Here is a 15,646-nt window from a genome sequence, read left to right as displayed (position 1 = left end):
TGGGTGATTAATGGGATGTCGCCCAATATTGTCGTAGTTCTGGTGGGGCGGGGGGTGAACAGTGAGTCCACATGGACCACCTTGACCACCGCGGCGACCCGGGCCGGCGAAGCGGCGCGGGCGTGGACCGCCGCATCCTCTCGGCCGTCCATGCCCACGGCCGTGACCCACGCGTCGCCGGCGTCGCGCGTGCCCTGTCCCGGGCGGGTGAGCACGGTGCGCTCTGGCTGGCGGCGGGACTCGCCGGGGCCGCCCTGGACGGTGGGCGACGCGGCGCCTGGTTGCGCGGCACGGCGCTCACAGCAGGCGCGCACGTCGTCAGCATGGGAGTGAAAAGGGTGGTGCGCCGCCCGCGTCCGGCGCATGTCGAACCCCGGGTGCGCACGCTCGGTCGGCACTCCTTCCCCAGCTCCCACGCCGCCTCCGCCGCGGCGGCCGCCGTCGCCTACGGGATGCTCGGGGCGCAGGCGATCGCGCCCCTCGCCGCCGCGATGTGCCTCTCCCGCCTGGTCGTCGGCGTGCACTACCCCTCGGACGTGGCGGCGGGCGCCGCACTGGGAGCACTCACCGCGCGCGTGGGAGCGAACTGGATGCGGGCAGGGGGCGCCCATGCCTGAGGCCGCGCCCCTGACGAGTGCCGCACGCACCGGGGATGCGGCGCTCCACGAGCAGCGCACGCCCCTGCGCAACCCCGCACCACCACCCCGCGAGCCCGGCCCGCGCGCGCTCGCGATCGGCCTCGTCAGGACCGCCCGCCCCAAGCAGTGGGTCAAGAACATCCTGGTCGTCGCGGCCCCGGCGGCCGCCGGCCGGCTCTTCTCGATCCACGCGCTCACCCAACTCGCCCTCGTCTTCTCACTGTTCACCGCGTGCGCCGCCGCCGTCTATCTGATCAACGACGCACGCGACGCCGACGCGGACCGCGCCCACCCGACCAAGCGGGACCGCCCGGTCGCCGCCGGACAGGTCCCCGTGCCGGTCGCGTACGCCGTCGGAGGCACCCTCGCCGCACTCGCGCCCGTCGCCGCGGCCTGGCTGACCGCACCCGCCGTCGCGGCCCTGCTCGCGGCGTACCTCAGCATGCAACTGGCCTACTGCGTCAGCCTCAAGCACGTCCTCGTCGTCGACCTCGCCGTCGTCACGACGGGGTTCCTGATGCGGGCGATGGCCGGCGGGCTCGCGCTCGGCATCCCGCTGTCCCGGTGGTTCCTGATCACAACCGGGTTCGGGGCGCTGTTCATGGTGTCGGCCAAGCGCTACTCCGAGGCCGTGCAGATGGCGGGGACGGCGGGCGCCACGCGCGCGTTGCTCACCGAGTACACGACCGGCTACCTGCGCTTCGTATGGCAGTTGGCCGCCGGGGTCGCCGTCCTCGCCTACTGCCTGTGGGCCCTGGAGGAGGGCGGCGACCCGCACACCGGCCTGCTGCCCTGGCGCCAGCTGTCCATGGTCGCCTTCATCCTCGCGATCCTGCGCTACGCCGTCTTCGCCGACCGCGGCACCGCGGGCGAACCCGAGGACGTCGTCCTGCGCGACCGCGCGCTGGCCCTCATCGGGGTGGTGTGGCTGGCGATGTACGGGCTGGCGGTGGCCAATTGGTAGGTGGCGGGGCAACAGGCCGCCGTGATGGGGCAACAGGCCGCCGTGATGGGGCAACAGGCCACCGTGATGGGGCAACAAACCACCGCGAACCGGCCCCCGCGCTCACACCGCCCCGCTCCCGCCCGAAACCCACCCGCCGCGAACTCCTCGCCTTCGCCACCGTCGGTCTCCTCGCCTACGCCGTCGACCTCGCCCTGTTCACGTGGCTCCGCGGCCCCGCCGCCCTCGACCCGCTGACCGCCAAGGCCCTCTCCTTCGTGGCCGGCTGCACGGTCGCCTACGCCGGCAACGCGCTCGGCACCTACCGGCACGCCCACCGGGGAGGCCTGCGCCCCTACGCCGTCTTCGTCGCGGTGAACGTCGCCGGGGCGGCCGTGCAGCTGCTGTGTCTCGCGGTGAGTCACTACGGCCTCGGCCTCACCTCCCAGCGCGCCGACACGGTGTCGGGAGCCGGGATCGGTATGGCGCTGGCTACGGTCCTGCGGTTTTGGGGCACTCGAACATGGGTCTTTCCCACGGAGGGCAGAGTCGGCTCATGGACTGGCTGAAGAGACTTCCCGTCGTCGGGTCCGCGGTGACCCGGCTGATGACCACGCACGCGTGGCGGTCGTACGAGCGCATGGACCGGGTGAAGTGGACTCGGCTGGCCGCCGCGATGACGTTCACCAGTTTCGTCGCGCTGTTCCCGCTGCTCACCCTGGCCGCCGCGATCGCCGCCGCGACCCTCAGCACCGAGCAGCAGAACAAGCTGGAGGACAAGCTCGCCGACCAGGTCCCCGGCATCGCCGACCAGCTCGACATCGACGCCCTGGTCCAGAACGCCGGCACCGTCGGCCTCATCGCCGGTGCCCTCCTGCTGTTCACCGGCATCGGCTGGGTCGGCTCCATGCGCGAGTGCCTGCGCGCGGTGTGGGAGCTGCCCGACCACGAGGAGAACCCGGTCCTGCGCAAGGCCAAGGACGCGGGCGTCCTGGTCGGCTTCGGCGGCGCCGTGCTCGTGACGATCGCCGCCTCCACGGTGGCCTCCGCCGCGGTCGGCTGGACCACCCGGCAGGTGGGCATCGACGAGGGCGGCTGGGGCGGGGTCCTGCTCCAGATCGCGGCCTTCCTGGTCGCCGTACTGACGGCCTTCCTGCTTCTGCTCTACGTCCTGACCCTGCTGCCCGGCGTCGAACCGCAGCGCCGCCGGCTGATCGTGGCCGCGCTGACCGGCGCGATCGGGTTCGAACTGCTGAAGCTGCTGCTCAGCGGCTATATGCAGGGCGTGGCCACGAAGAGCATGTACGGCGCGTTCGGAGTGCCGGTCGCCCTGCTGCTGTGGATCAACTTCACGGCGAAGCTGGTCGTGTTCTGCGCCGCCTGGACGGCGACGCAGAGCAAGGACGACACCGAGGCCGACGGCAGCGCCGACGCGGTCGAGGAGGCCGGAGAACCCGGCGAACCCGGCGCGCCGGGTGTCAGGAGCGACCCCGACGGCGCACCAGGTCGGGCAGCGGCCAGCGGCGGTTGATCAGGAACGCGCCCGCCGCGAGCAGCACCAGCGCGCCGCCCGTGATCCCGAGCGCGACCCCGATACCGGTCGAACCGCCACTCGCCGAGGCGCCCACCGCGGCCTTCGCGGACTTCTCGCCGTCCCCGCTGCCACCGGCCTCACCGGAGTCGTTCGCACCCGGCTGGGCACTGGCCTGGGCGCTCCTCGGCGGCACCAGCTCACCCACCGGCTGCACCTTGCCGGCCGCCTGGAAGCCCCAGTCGAACAGCCGCGCGGTCTCCTTGTAGACCTCGTTGTGCTCGCTCTTCTCGGGGTTCATGACCGTCACGAGCAGCACCTTGCCGCCCCGCTCGGCCACGCCCGTGAAGGTGGCGCCCGCGTTGGTGGTGTTGCCGTTCTTGACGCCCGCGATGCCCTGGTAGACGGGGACGTCGCTGTCGCCGGACAGCAGCCGGTTGGTGTTCTGGATCTCGAAGGCGTCGCGGACCGACTTGCCCTTCTTGTTCTTCGTCGTCGCGCCCGGGAACTTGGCGCTGACCGTCGAGCAGTACTCGCGGAAGTCCTTCTTCTGCAGCCCGGACCGTGCGATCAGGGTCAGGTCGTACGCCGAGGAGACCTGCTCCGGAGCGTCGTAGCCGTCGGGGGACACCGCGTTCGTGTCGAGGGCCTGCAGCTCCTCGGCGTGCGCGTTCATCTCCTCGACGGTCTTGGCGATGCCGCCGTTCATCTTCGACAGCACGTGCACCGCGTCGTTGCCGGAGCGCAGGAAGACCCCGAGCCACAGGTCGTGCACGGAGTACGTCTCACCCTCCTTTATCCCGACCATGCTGGAGCCCGCCCCGATGTCGGCGAGGTCGGACGGGTCGACCTTGTGATTCATGGTCTTCGGGAACTTCGGCAGCACCGTGTCGGCGAACAGCATCTTCATGGTGCTCGCGGGCGCGAGCCGCCAGTGCGCGTTGTGCGCGGCGAGCACCTGCCCCGACTCGGCGTCGGCGACGACCCAGGAGCGGGCGGTCAGGTCCTTGGGCAGCACGGGGACGCCGCTCGCGAGGTTCACCTGGGTGCCGGGCTGCCCGAGCCGCTCGCCGCCCACGGTCGACATGTTCGCCGGGGGAGTGGCCGACGGGCTCGTACTCGGTGACGGCTTGGGGGCCGCGTGGGAGACGGGCGCGGTCAGCGCGAGGGACGACAGGACGGCGGAAGTGACCAGCAGGGCGCGCCTGGCGGTCTTCTTGGGTGCGGGCACGAGCGAGAACGTACATGCCGTCGCCTGCGAAGTCCCGTTTCTGCCCCCACCCCGCTCGAGGGACCGGACGGCCGGCGGCGATACTGAACGCATGAAGCTCAGCCGCCCCGTCTCCTGGTTCCTGCTCGCCTTCGGGGTGTGGAGCTGGGTCATCTGGGTCACTTTCGTCAAAAACCTGATCAAGGACAGCAGCGGGCTCGCCTTCGACGACGGTCATCCCACGGCGTACTTCTGGGTGCACCTGCTGCTGGCCGTCGTCTCCTTCGTATTGGGGACGGTCGTCGGGGTCATCGGGTTGCGCGGCGTGCGCGCACTGCGCCGCACGTCATAGGAACTCGGCCAACGCCCCGGGCGTTCACTCAGCACTCGGAGGAAAGGGAACGTCCGCGTGGTCATCGTCTTCGCGCTCGTCGCACTGCTCGTGCTGTCCGTCCTGGTGGCGGGCAACTGGTGGGTGTGGCGCCGCCTGTTCCGCGACACGACGCGGGCCCCCGGTCTCGTGCGCCGCGCGGGCGCGGCCGGGATCGCGGGCGGCTGGGCACTGACGATCGGCGCCCTCGTCGCCGAGCGCTCGGGCGCGCCCTTCTGGCTCCAGCAGACCCTGGCCTGGCCGGGCTTCCTGTGGCTGGCCCTCGCGATGTACCTGCTGCTGGGGGTGCTGGCGGGCGAGGTCGTACGGCCCCTGCTGCGGCGGTGGCTCGAGCGGCGGGCGCGCGCCGGGGAGAGCGTGCCGGAGCCCGAGGCGCTGTCCGTGCCCGAGTCGGTGCCGGTGCCCGCGGGAGTGACGGCGGCCCCGCCTCTCGACCAGGAGTCGGCCGAAAGCCAGTCACCGCCCCCGCCCCCGGCCGACCTGCCGCCCCTCCCCGACCCCACGGGCCCCAGCCGCCGCCTCTTCGTCTCCAGAGTTCTCGCGGGCGCCGCCGCGGCCGCCGCGGTCGGCACGGTCGGGTACGGCACCTACGGCGTGCTGAACGGCCCGAAGGTCAAGCGGGTCACCGTCCCGCTCGCCAAGCTGCCGCGCGCGGCGCACGGCTACCGGATCGCGGTCGTCAGCGACATCCACCTGGGCCCGGTGCTGGGCCGCGGCTTCGCGCAGAAGGTCGTCGACACGATCAACGGCACCCAGCCCGACCTCATCGCGGTGGTCGGCGACCTGGTCGACGGCAGCGTGAAGGACCTCGGCCCGGCGGCGGCCCCGCTCGCCGGACTGAAGGCACGGCACGGCGCGTATTTCGTCACCGGCAACCACGAGTACTTCTCGGGCGCCGAGCAGTGGGTCGAGGAGGTCCGCCGGCTGGGCCTGCGCCCCCTGGAGAACGCCCGCACGGAGCTGCCCCACTTCGACCTGGCCGGCGTCAACGACATCGCGGGCGAGAGCGAGGGCCAGGGCCCGGACTTCGCCAAGGCACTCGGCGACCGGGACAGAGCACGCGCGTGCGTGCTCCTCGCCCACCAGCCCGTCCAGATCCACGACGCCGTCGACCACGGCGTCGACCTCCAGCTCTCCGGCCACACCCACGGCGGCCAGCTCTGGCCCGGCAACCTCGTGGCGAACCTGGCGAACCCCACCCTGGCCGGCCTGGAGCGCTACGGCGACACCCAGCTCTACGTCAGCCGGGGCGCGGGCGCCTGGGGCCCGCCCACGCGCGTGGGCGCCGAATCGGACATCACCGTGATCGAGCTGGCGTCCCGTCAGGCCTGACGGGGAACCACCACGAACCGCCACAGCATTTCTGTGAACTGCCTGTGAAACATGGCCGAAACGCCCGTAGGTAAGTTCTTTCCCATGTCGCCAGAATCCTCTTCCCCCTGATGAAACCCGTGTGATTAGGTGTCGGCGCCACTTAGGGGAGTGGCGCGTTTCCATTGCTCATGCGGGGCCCCTCGGGGCCGGGGAGAGGGCACACCCATGCGTTCTGTTCGCATGCGGATTCTCGCGACATTGCTCGTGCTGGCGGCCGTGGGCGTGGGCGGCTGGCAGCTGTTGCCGTCCGGGCAGGACGACGGCAGGACCATCACGGTCGGTACGACGGACGCCGTCACCTCGCTCGATCCGGCGGGCGCCTATGACGCCGGTTCCTGGGCGCTGTTCAGCAACGTCTTCCAGTCGCTGCTGACCTTCGAGCCGGGCGGCGTGACCCCCGTGCCCGACGCGGCCCAAAGCTGCGGCTTCGCCGGATCCGACCTCAGCACCTACCACTGCGAGCTGCGCGAGGGGCTCACCTTCCCGAGCGGGCGGACGATGACCGCCGAGGACGTGAAGTACTCCTTCGACCGGGTCAAGCGGATCAAGTCGGACGTCGGTCCGGCCCCCCTGCTGGACACCCTGGCCTCGGTGAGCACAAGCGGCCGTACCGTCACCTTCCATCTGTCCTCGCCCGACGCCACGTTCCCGCTGAAGGTGGCCACGGGAGCGGGCGCCATCGTCGACCGCGAGAAGTATCCGGCCGACGCGTTGCGCACCGACAACGCTGTCGACGGCACCGGTCCCTACACCCTGACCTCGTACACGAAGGACGACCGGGCCGACCTCGCGCCCAACAGGCACTACAAGGGTGCCGCGGGTGCCACCGGCCGCCAGGTCGAACTGCACTACTACGGCGACGGGGCCGCCCTCGACAAGGCGTGGAAGGCGAAGCAGGTCGACGTCGCCACCCGCACCCTGCCGCCCGAGGTCCTGGCCGGCCTCAACGCCGCCGACCCCGACCGGCGTGTCTCCGAGGCCGACAGCTCCGAGATCCGCAACCTCTACTTCGACACCCGCAAGGGCTCGCCCCTGCACGACGTCCGGGTCCGGCAGGCCATCGCCTGGCTGATCGACCGCGAGAAGCTGGCCGCGACCGTGTACAAGGGAACCGTCGACCCGCTCTACTCGCTGATCCCGACCGGCATCACCGGCCACACCACGTCGTTCTTCGACACCTACCCCCAGCTGAGCACCGCCAAGGCCCGCGCCCTGCTCACCAGGGCCGGCGTGAGCCTGCCGGTCCGCTTCACCTACGGCTACGGCGCCGGCCGCGGCTCAGGAGCCGAGGAGGCCGCGGAGATCAAGCGGCAACTGGAGGCGACGGGACTGTTCAAGGTGGCCGTCAAGGGCTACGAATGGACCGACTTCCAAAAGCGCTGGGCGAGCGGAAAGCTCGACGCGTACGCCGTCGGCTGGGTCGCCGACTTCCCCGACCCGGACACCTACGGCGGCCCGCTCGTCGGCACCGGCGCCACCATGAACACCGGCTACAGCGACAAGGCCGTGGACCAGCTGATCAAGGACAGCCAGCAGTACGCCGACCGCAGCGAGGCCGTCAAGGACTTCCGCTCCCTCCAGGAGGCCGTCGCCCGCGACGTCCCGGTGATCCCGCTGTGGCAGGCCAAGGAGTACGTCGTCTCCAGCGAGGAGGTCGGCGGTGGTCAGTACCTGTCGGACGGCACCGGTGTCTTCCGGCTCTGGAACCTCACCTGGATCTGACGCGATCTCGCCGCCTTGACAATCCACCCGGTGATGCCGTGGGACCGCCCGGCCCTGCACCATGTGACGGAGGTGTGCGTGGGGTGAGGAGCAGACGTGTTGAGACGCAACGCCTTCCAACTGCCCCGGCATCCGGCGTCCGTCGGTCTCGCCCGGCGCCGGGTCCGTGACCACCTGGCCGACTGGGGGCACGGGCCGCGGGATACGGCGCTGGAGGACGCGGTCCTGCTCGTGTCCGAGCTGGCCACCAACGTCGTACGCCACGGCCCTTCGCTGGAGCGCGAGTTCGAGGTCGCGGTGACCGCGCTCGCCGACGGCTCCTGTCTGATCGAGGTGTCCGACGAGGGCCGACTGGAGCCACGGCTGCGGGTGGTGGGGGAGGGGGCGGAGGCCGGCCGGGGCCTGCACCTGGTGGAGAGCCTGGCCGCCGCATGGGGGGTGTGGAGCCGGGGACGTCACGGGAAGACGGTGTGGGCGCTGGTCGCTCCACCGGGCGGGCCGTGACGCGCCGGGGCAACGGGCCCCTCAAGTGCGCAGGGCCACCGTCACCTTCAAGCCCTCACCCGGCGCCGTCTCCACGGCGACCTCTCCGCCGTGCGCCTCCACCACCCCCTGCACGATGGCCATCCCCAGCCCGCTGCCCGCACCCCCGCCGGCCCGGAAGAACCGGTCGAAGACCCGGGCCGCGTCCTCCTCGCACAGCCCCGGCCCCTTGTCCTCGACACACAGCCGAACGACCCCGTCGGCCCGCTCCAGGCACAGCCGCACCGGCACGTCGGCGGGCGTGTGTGTGCGGACGTTGCTCAGCAGGTTGCCCAGCACTTGGCGCAGCCCCGACTCGTCGGCGCGCACGAGCAGGGCGCCCTCGGCGTCCACCGCGATGGGCCGCTCGGGCTGCTGCACCCGCAGATCGTCGGCGGCGTCGCGCACCAGACGGCTCAGGTCGACGTTGCGGAACCGCAGTTCGGGCCGCTGGTCGAGCCGGGCCAGGGTGAGGAGCTCATCGACGAGCCGGCCCATGCGGTCCACCTCGCCGTTCATCCGGTCCCAGACCCGCTTGCGCTCGGCCGGTTCCGGCAGCATCCCCTTGTCGTACAGCTGGAGGTAGCCGCGTATCGCGGACAGCGGGGTGCGCAGCTCGTGCGAGGCGTCGCCGACGAACCGACGCAGCTGGGCCGCGCTGCGCTCGCGCGTACGGTACGCCGACTCCACCTGGTGGAGCATGGAGTTGAGGGCCACCCGCAGCTGCTCCACCTCCAGCGTCGGATCGCTGTTGGAGGGGATGCGGCGGGTCAGATCGCCCTCGGCTATCGCCGACGACGTCTCCACCATGTCCTCCAGCGGCCGCAGCCGGCGGCGCACGCTGAACATGGTCAGGCAGGCCAGCAGAGCCAGCAGCAGGGTGCCGACGGCGAGGTCCATTCTGAGCGCCTTGCCCATGCCCTCGTGCAGGCCCTCGGTCGGGACGGCGATCAGCACGACGGTGCCGTCCGTGAGCCGCGCGCCGGCCATCCGGTAGCGGTCGCCGTCGACCCGGACGTCCCGCGGCTCCTTGTCGGCGGCGAGGGCGACCGGGTCCTTCGCGGCCGCGGCCAGCGCGTGCTGGCGCTCGGTCGGCTCCAGCGGGCCGAGGGCGACCGGACGGCCGCCGGAGTCCACCGCGACGTACACCATGGTCGGACTCGGCAGTGGATCGGTGTCCGTGGTGCCGTCGTGGGTGAACTTGTCCAGCGCGACGCCCAGTTCGCTCAGCGACTCGATCTGGCGCAGGGTGAAGCCGGCGTTCGCCAGTGTGGTGCGCGCGTTCTTCAGTTCGGTGTCGACCTTGTCGAGCAGGTAGAAGCGCGCGGTCATCAGGCTGACCGCGGTCGCGACGACGATGCCGATCGCCAGCAGGGCCACATTGGCCAGGGTCAGCTTGCCGCGCAGCGAGTGGATGCCCCGCCGGCGGCCGACGCGGGAGAACCAGGGGAGCCTCATGCCAGCCCGTATCCGACACCCCGCCGGGTGGTGATCACCGGCGGCCCCAGGGCGTCCAGCTTGCGCCGCAGATAGCTGATGTAGGTCTCCACGACGGTCGACTCGGGCGGGGTGTGCTCGTACTGCCAGACATGGCGCAGGAGTTGGTCCTTGGGGACGATCCGGCCGCCGTTGCGCACCAGGAAGCGCAGCAGGGCGTACTCGGTCGGGGTGAGCTCGACGGTGCGGCCCGCCCTGCGCACGGAGTACGTCGTCTCGTCCAGCTCCAGATCGCCGTATCTCAGCGGCGGTCGCTGCGGGAGGACGTCGGCGGGCCGGGTGCGGCGCAGGACGGCCGTGATCCGGGCGATGACCACGTCGACGTCGAACGGCTTGGTGATGTAGTCGTCGCCGAAGCCCAGGGCGCCGACGATCTCGGCGGGCGCGTCGCGTGCGGTGAGGAACACCAGCGCCAGGTCCGGCCGGCGCTCGCGCAGCTCCCGGCCCAGCGCGCGGCCGTCGCCGTCCGGGAGCATGACGTCGAGCAGCGCCACGTCCGGGCGGGTGCGCTCGGCGAGGGAGAGCGCGCCGCGCACCGTGCCCGCCGTCATGACCTCGAACCGGTGGTAGCGCAGGGCGATGGCGAGCACGTCGGCGATGCTCTCCTCGTCCTCCACGACCAGCACGGTGCCAGAACCCGTCGTCATGCCCCCAGTATCGGCGGGGGCACTGACAACCGGGTGGGTAACCCGCTTTGGAGTTCCTTGAGAGTCATGGCCGACGCATGCCACGCGCGCCTCCCGCCGCCAATCCTGTTGCCCAGGACCTGGGGGACCGACCGAACCGAATAAGGAGCGTTGAGCGTGGCGGCATTGGCACGGTGGTGCTATCGGCACCGGCTGGTGGTCCTGTTGCTGTGGGTGGGGGCACTGTTCGGCCTGGGAGCGGCGAGTTCGGCCGCGGGCACGAACTACGCGAACGTCTTCTCCCTCCCGAACACGGACTCCACCACGGCGTACGACCTGATGGAGAAGGCCTTCCCGCAGCGCGCGGGCGACACCGACACGGTGGTGTGGAAGGTGGACGAGGGCTCGGTGCGGGACGAGTCCGTACGGTCCCGGATCGCGCCCGCGCTCGAGGAGATCGGGCGGATGAAGGGGGTCGGTGAGGTCACCGACCCGTACGCGGCGCAAGGAGCCGCGCAGATCAGCCGGGACGGACGGATCGCGTACGCGCAGATCACCTTCACCGAGCAGGCGAACGCCGTCCCGATGGACCTGATCGAGGAGGTCGTCGACACGGCACAGGCCGCCGAACGGGGCGGACTCCAGGTCGAGCTGGGCGGCCAGGCGATCGCCCGCACCCAGGAGCCGCCGCAGGGCATCGCGGAGGCCGTCGGCATCCTCGCGGCGGCGGTCGTGCTGTTCCTCGCGTTCGGCTCGCTCTTCGCGATGCTGCTGCCGATCGTCGTGGCGATCGCGGGCGTCGGCACCGGCCTGATCGGCACGATGCTGCTCAGCCATGTCACGGACGTGCCCGAGGTCGCCCCGCTGCTCGGTTCGCTGATCGGCCTCGGCGTCGGCATCGACTACGCCCTGTTCATCGTCACCCGGCACCGGCGCGGAATCCTGCGCGGGATGAAGCCCGAGGACGCGGCCGTGACCGCGCTCAACACCTCCGGGCGCGCGGTGCTCTTCGCCGGCGGCACGGTGTGCATCGCCCTCGCCGGCATGCTGGTGATGAACATGCGCTTCCTGGACGGCGTGGTCGTGGCGACCTCGCTCACCGTCGTCCTGAGCGTGCTGGCCGCGATCACCCTGCTCCCGGCCCTCCTCGGCCTGCTCGGCACGCGAGTGCTCAGCCGCCGGCAGCGGCGCCGGCTCGCCGCCACGGGACCGGAGCCGGCGGAGGCGAGCGGGCTCGCCGCGCGCTGGTCGTCGGCCGTCCAAAGGCGCCCGCGGCCGGTCGCGGCGCTCGCCGTCGTCGTCATGGCGGTCCTCGCGATCCCGGTGCTGTCGCTGCGGCTCGGAGCCACCGACCAGGGCAACCACCAGGAGTCGACCACCACCCGGCAGGCCTACGACCTGCTCGCCGAGGGCTTCGGCCCCGGCTTCAACGGCCCGCTCCAGGTGGTCGTCGAGGGCGACGCGCCCGACGCCCTGGTGAACGGCATCCGGTCGGCCGAGGGCGTCGCCCAGGTGGCCGCCGTACCGCCCGCGAACGGCGTGACGGTCATCCAGGTCGTGCCGAGCACGTCACCCCAGTCCGAGCAGACGGACCAGCTGATCGACCGGCTGCGCGACGACGTGATCCCGCGGTCGGGCGCCGAGGCGCACGTGGGCGGGGTGACGGCGGTCTTCAAGGACTTCGCCTCCGTCACCGGCGACCGGCTGCCGTACTTCGTCGCGACGATCATCGCGCTCGGCTTCCTGCTTCTGCTGGTGGCCTTCCGCTCGCTGGTCGTGCCCCTGACGGCCGCGCTGATGAACCTCATCGCGGCGGCCGCGTCCTTCGGCGTCCTGGTGGCGATCTTCCAGTGGGGCTGGGGCACCGAGCTGATCGGCGTCGGCAAGGAGGGCCCGATCACGTCGTTCCTGCCGGTGATCATGCTGTCCCTGCTGTTCGGCCTGTCCATGGACTACCAGGTGTTCCTGGTGAGCCGGATGCACGAGGAGTGGGTGCACACGAAGGACAACGCGCGCGCGGTACGCGTCGGCCTCGCGGAGACCAGCCGGGTCATCAACTCCGCCGCCCTGATCATGATCTGCGTGTTCAGCGCGTTCGTGCTGAGCGGCGACATGGAGGGCGCGATGGCGGGCATCGGCCTCGCGGCGGCCGTCGCCCTGGACGCCTTCATCCTGCGTACGGCGCTGGTGCCGGCCGCGATGCACATGCTCGGGAACGCCAACTGGTGGCTGCCGGACTGGCTGGAGAAGCGGCTGCCGCATCTCGCGGTCGAGCCGAAGGAGGACGAGACGCCGGCGGCCGAGGAGGAGCCGGTCGCGGCGGGCCGGCCCTCGGTCGTGCACGGGTTCGTGCGGGGCACCGACGGCGAGCCGGTCGAGGGCGCCGTGGTGACGCTGCTGACGACGGGCGGACGCCGGCTGGACGGGGTGACGTCCCTGGCCGACGGCTCGTACATCGTCGCCGTGCCCGCGCCGGGGACGTACCTGCTGGCGACGAGCGCCGAGTCGTACGGCTCCCGGGCGGGGCAGGTGGTCGTGACGGAGGGGCCACTGGTGTACGACGTGGAGCTGGCCGAGGGTGAGGTGGACGCCGTCAACTGACGTCTGCCGGAGGCGGTATCAGGGGCGCTCGTCCTAGGCGTGGCGCCCCTTCGCCGGGGCGTGCCGGTCCGCCTTGCTCGCCTACGACTTGTCGGTATTCGTCGGCTTCGACTTGTCCGCATTCCTCTTCGCGGGATCCGGAATGGCGTTGGTCATGCCCGGCAGGAAGTCCGTGAACAGCTCGTGCACCTCGCGCACGAGCGGCCGCAGCACCCGGAACCGCGCCAGCGTCACGCCCCGCGCGGTCAGCCGGGCGCCCCGCTCGGCGAGCCGGTAGCTGCGCTCGCGGCCCTCGGTGCGGTCGAAGATCCAGTACAGGACGAGCCCCATCTGGGCGAGCCACATCAACTCCGGCAGGACGTCCCGGAGCTCCTCGGGCACCTTGGTCTTCGCGCCCGCCAGCACCTGCCGCTGGATGTTGATGGCCTCCACGCGCGCGTGCTCCGACTCCGCGGAGAAGGGGCTGAGCGGACTGTCGGGGTCGGCGGCGTTCTTGAAGAACTGCACCGCGAACTCGTGGTAGGGCGTGGCGATGTCCAGCCACACCTTCAGCACGCCCGCGAGCCGTGCCTCCAGGTCGGTCTCGCGGGCCAGGACGTCCCGGATCGCCGCCTGGTGCTCGGCGGCGATCCGGTCGTAGAAGCCCTGGATCAGGTGTTCCTTGCCCTCGAAGTAGTAGTACGCGTTGCCGACGGAGACCCCGGCCTCCTGGGCGATGGCCCGCATGGTCGTCTTGTCGTAGCCGCGCTCCTGGAACAGCCGCATGGCGGTCTCCAGGATCAGGGCACGGGTCTGCTCGGACTTGCTGGGTGCGTCGCCCTGTTCAGGGCTGTCGTTCTTCGAGGACACGGAACGAGAGCCTAACGAGTGCCGTTTGCGCCGACCGTCAGGAGGTCTGCGCCGTCTGGTACAGGTTCTGGGCGTCGGCGCCGAAGTACGGGCCGTACATCCGGTTCGGCAGGAAGTTGTACTTGAAGCTGTTGACCGAGGACAGCAGGCCGGTGCCGGTGGCCTCGTTGAACTGGGTGAACCAGGGGCCGCCGCTGGAGCCGCCGGTCATGTTGCAGTTCATGCCGTGGTCGTTGGAGAGCAGGAAGTCCCGGTTGGTGTTGCCGCTGCAGTAGATGAACTTCTCGCCGTCGTACGGGGCGGCGGCCGGGAAGCCGAAGGAGTACATGCGCAGGTTGTAGCCGGTGTTGAAGGCCAGGCCCTGCCCGCCGACGACGTCCGTCAGCAGCTTGCCGTCCAGCGGCGCGACGACGGCCGCGCCGACGTCGTAGTTGATGTCCTCGCTCGCCGTCCACTGCCGGGTGGACAGGGTCTTCGACGCGCTCCAGCGGCCGTACGGGGCCTGTCCGTCGTGGTAGCCGGGCACGAAGACCCAGTTGGTGTGCCAGGCGCCCTCCAGCTTCACGCAGTGGCCCGCCGTGATCACGGTGCTCTTGTTGGCGCTGGTGACGGCGTTGCCGGAGCAGGACGCCGTACGGCCCTGGTAGGAGAAGAACACGCGGCCCGCCGTGGAGACGACCGCGCCGCCGCCGGTCCACTGACCGCCGCCGTTCGGGAAGGCCATCAGGCCGATGTCGGCGGCGGTCCTGCCGACCGCCGAGGCCGGGGCGGCGGTGGGGGCGACGGTGGTGGCCGCGCCCTTGAGAGGCGCTGAGCCCCCGTCGAAATGGCCGTTGACGCTCACGAGGTCGAGCGGGGTCGCCTCGCGCATCCGCTCGGAGGTCCAGAAGTCACGGGCCTGCTGCTGCGCTCCGGCCGTGACGGAGCTGACGCCGGTCGAGGTGTCGGGCCTCGGCGCGGCGCCCGCGGGGGTGGCGAGGGCGCTCGCGGTGAGCAGCGCGGTGACGCCGACCAGGGCGCCGAGGAGGGGGCGGGGTATGCGGGTGACGCGGGGTATGCCTCTCACGCGTACTCCTTCTGCGATGGGGGGACCGGGCGGCCGGGCGGCCGCCCGGCGACCGACAGCCGGTGCGTGTGCGGAGTGGATGAACCGGGGGCAGCGTGCCAACACGGACGCGGTTTTGGAAGGGTGCATGCCAGAACCGGAGGCCGTAGGCGTGCTGTTCGCGCCGGGATGGTTCCTTTTGTCGCCCCTAGGGGGCGGCGCAGGTGCCGTCCGCGCACCCCGGCGGGTTGTACGCCCAGCCCCAACTCGGGTCGTACGACCATCCGTCCCCGCGCCGGTAGGCCCGCCCGCCCCACTGTCCGCCACGCCACTTCGCGGCGGCGAGTACGGCCCCCCTGGCGAGGCGCGCCCCGGACGGGGTGCTGAGGCGATGCGCGAGTCCCCTGTGCTCGCGCAGCGCCCACAGCGTGACGGTCCAGGCGGCGCCGCCCCGGTAGACCTGCCCGGCGTCACCGACGACGGTGATCTCGTCGAGCGTGGCGCCGTGATCGAGGCCGGGGAAGCGCCGCCGGGCCTCCTCGGACCCGGCCGGCACCATCTCCAGCGGCACCAACTGCGGCTGCTTCACGAGCCAGTCGCGCAGGAAGGTGCACAGCGAGCACTGGGCGTCGTAGAGGACGGTGAGTCCGCGGACCGCGGCGCCCGTCCGCGCGGCGGGAGGTGTGTCGGCAGCCAT

The 15,646-nt window shown here is 71.6% G+C and carries 15 protein-coding genes; 9 read left to right on the top strand and 6 right to left on the bottom strand.

Going from position 1 to position 15,646, the window contains the following annotated elements:
- Positions 1 to 71: 71 nt before the first annotated feature.
- Genes ACIRD7_RS27010 through ACIRD7_RS26995 form a run of 4 tightly spaced genes read left to right on the top strand, consistent with a single transcriptional unit; the run spans position 72 to position 3,112 of the window.
- Entirely contained in the window at positions 72 to 617 is a 546-nt protein-coding gene (locus ACIRD7_RS27010) for a phosphatase PAP2 family protein (protein WP_403457653.1), read from the top strand.
- Positions 610 to 1,602 (top strand): decaprenyl-phosphate phosphoribosyltransferase, encoded by a 993-nt coding sequence (locus ACIRD7_RS27005; protein WP_403457652.1) that lies wholly within the window; start codon positions 610 to 612, stop codon positions 1,600 to 1,602. The genes ACIRD7_RS27010 and ACIRD7_RS27005 overlap by 8 nt, the downstream gene beginning before the upstream one ends.
- On the top strand, positions 1,596 to 2,150 hold the full coding sequence (locus ACIRD7_RS27000) for a GtrA family protein (protein WP_403457650.1): 555 nt from the start codon (positions 1,596 to 1,598) through the stop codon (positions 2,148 to 2,150). The genes ACIRD7_RS27005 and ACIRD7_RS27000 overlap by 7 nt, the downstream gene beginning before the upstream one ends.
- Positions 2,138 to 3,112, top strand: coding sequence for a YihY/virulence factor BrkB family protein (locus ACIRD7_RS26995; protein WP_403457648.1), 975 nt, complete (start codon positions 2,138 to 2,140; stop codon positions 3,110 to 3,112). Before ACIRD7_RS27000 ends, ACIRD7_RS26995 begins: the two co-directional genes overlap by 13 nt.
- Here the strand turns inward: ACIRD7_RS26995 and ACIRD7_RS26990 are convergent.
- Positions 3,060 to 4,343, bottom strand: a complete 1,284-nt coding sequence (locus tag ACIRD7_RS26990) for a D-alanyl-D-alanine carboxypeptidase family protein (protein ID WP_403457645.1) — start codon at positions 4,341 to 4,343, stop codon at positions 3,060 to 3,062. The two genes, ACIRD7_RS26995 and ACIRD7_RS26990, sit on opposite strands and share 53 nt — an antisense overlap.
- 91 nt (positions 4,344 to 4,434) lie before the next feature.
- Here ACIRD7_RS26990 and ACIRD7_RS26985 point away from each other — a divergent pair, with 91 nt between their 5' ends.
- From ACIRD7_RS26985 to ACIRD7_RS26970, 4 genes are all read left to right on the top strand, one after another.
- Complete coding sequence (locus ACIRD7_RS26985) at positions 4,435 to 4,674, top strand: SCO4848 family membrane protein (RefSeq protein ID WP_062702372.1); 240 nt, start codon at positions 4,435 to 4,437, stop codon at positions 4,672 to 4,674.
- A gap of 57 nt (positions 4,675 to 4,731) precedes the next feature.
- Positions 4,732 to 6,045 carry a metallophosphoesterase gene (locus tag ACIRD7_RS26980; RefSeq protein WP_403457642.1) on the top strand — a complete coding sequence of 438 codons (1,314 nt, stop codon included), beginning with the start codon at positions 4,732 to 4,734 and terminating at the stop codon, positions 6,043 to 6,045.
- A gap of 207 nt (positions 6,046 to 6,252) precedes the next feature.
- Positions 6,253 to 7,809, top strand: coding sequence for an ABC transporter substrate-binding protein (locus ACIRD7_RS26975; protein WP_403457640.1), 1,557 nt, complete (start codon positions 6,253 to 6,255; stop codon positions 7,807 to 7,809).
- Positions 7,810 to 7,905: 96 nt separating this feature from the next.
- Complete coding sequence (locus tag ACIRD7_RS26970) at positions 7,906 to 8,313, top strand: ATP-binding protein (protein ID WP_403457637.1); 408 nt, start codon at positions 7,906 to 7,908, stop codon at positions 8,311 to 8,313.
- A gap of 21 nt (positions 8,314 to 8,334) precedes the next feature.
- On the opposite strand, the gene ACIRD7_RS26965 is transcribed toward ACIRD7_RS26970, so the two are convergent.
- A complete protein-coding gene (locus ACIRD7_RS26965) occupies positions 8,335 to 9,789 on the bottom strand; it encodes an ATP-binding protein (protein WP_403457635.1) in 1,455 nt (484 codons plus the stop codon).
- Complete coding sequence (locus ACIRD7_RS26960; RefSeq protein WP_403457633.1) at positions 9,786 to 10,475, bottom strand: response regulator transcription factor; 690 nt, start codon at positions 10,473 to 10,475, stop codon at positions 9,786 to 9,788. Before ACIRD7_RS26960 ends, ACIRD7_RS26965 begins: the two co-directional genes overlap by 4 nt.
- Positions 10,476 to 10,640: 165 nt before the next feature.
- Here ACIRD7_RS26960 and ACIRD7_RS26955 point away from each other — a divergent pair, with 165 nt between their 5' ends.
- Entirely contained in the window at positions 10,641 to 13,055 is a 2,415-nt protein-coding gene (locus tag ACIRD7_RS26955) for an MMPL family transporter (RefSeq protein ID WP_403458196.1), read from the top strand.
- 81 nt (positions 13,056 to 13,136) lie between these two features.
- Here the strand turns inward: ACIRD7_RS26955 and ACIRD7_RS26950 are convergent, their stop codons facing one another.
- From ACIRD7_RS26950 to ACIRD7_RS26940, 3 genes are all read right to left on the bottom strand, one after another.
- Positions 13,137 to 13,904, bottom strand: coding sequence for a TetR family transcriptional regulator (locus ACIRD7_RS26950; protein ID WP_403457630.1), 768 nt, complete (start codon positions 13,902 to 13,904; stop codon positions 13,137 to 13,139).
- A 37-nt stretch (positions 13,905 to 13,941) separates the two neighbouring features.
- The gene (locus ACIRD7_RS26945; protein WP_403457629.1) at positions 13,942 to 14,970 is read right to left on the bottom strand and encodes a trypsin-like serine peptidase; all 1,029 of its coding nucleotides are present in this window, start codon (positions 14,968 to 14,970) and stop codon (positions 13,942 to 13,944) included.
- A 187-nt stretch (positions 14,971 to 15,157) separates the two neighbouring features.
- Positions 15,158 to 15,646 (bottom strand): thiol-disulfide oxidoreductase DCC family protein, encoded by a 489-nt coding sequence (locus ACIRD7_RS26940; protein ID WP_403457628.1) that lies wholly within the window; start codon positions 15,644 to 15,646, stop codon positions 15,158 to 15,160.

This window comes from Streptomyces sp. NPDC093568 (assembly GCF_044764945.1).
In the GTDB taxonomy this organism is placed as follows: domain Bacteria; phylum Actinomycetota; class Actinomycetes; order Streptomycetales; family Streptomycetaceae; genus Streptomyces.
The sequence above is the reverse complement of the archived record's forward strand: the minus strand, read 5'-3'. Positions and strand labels throughout refer to the sequence as shown.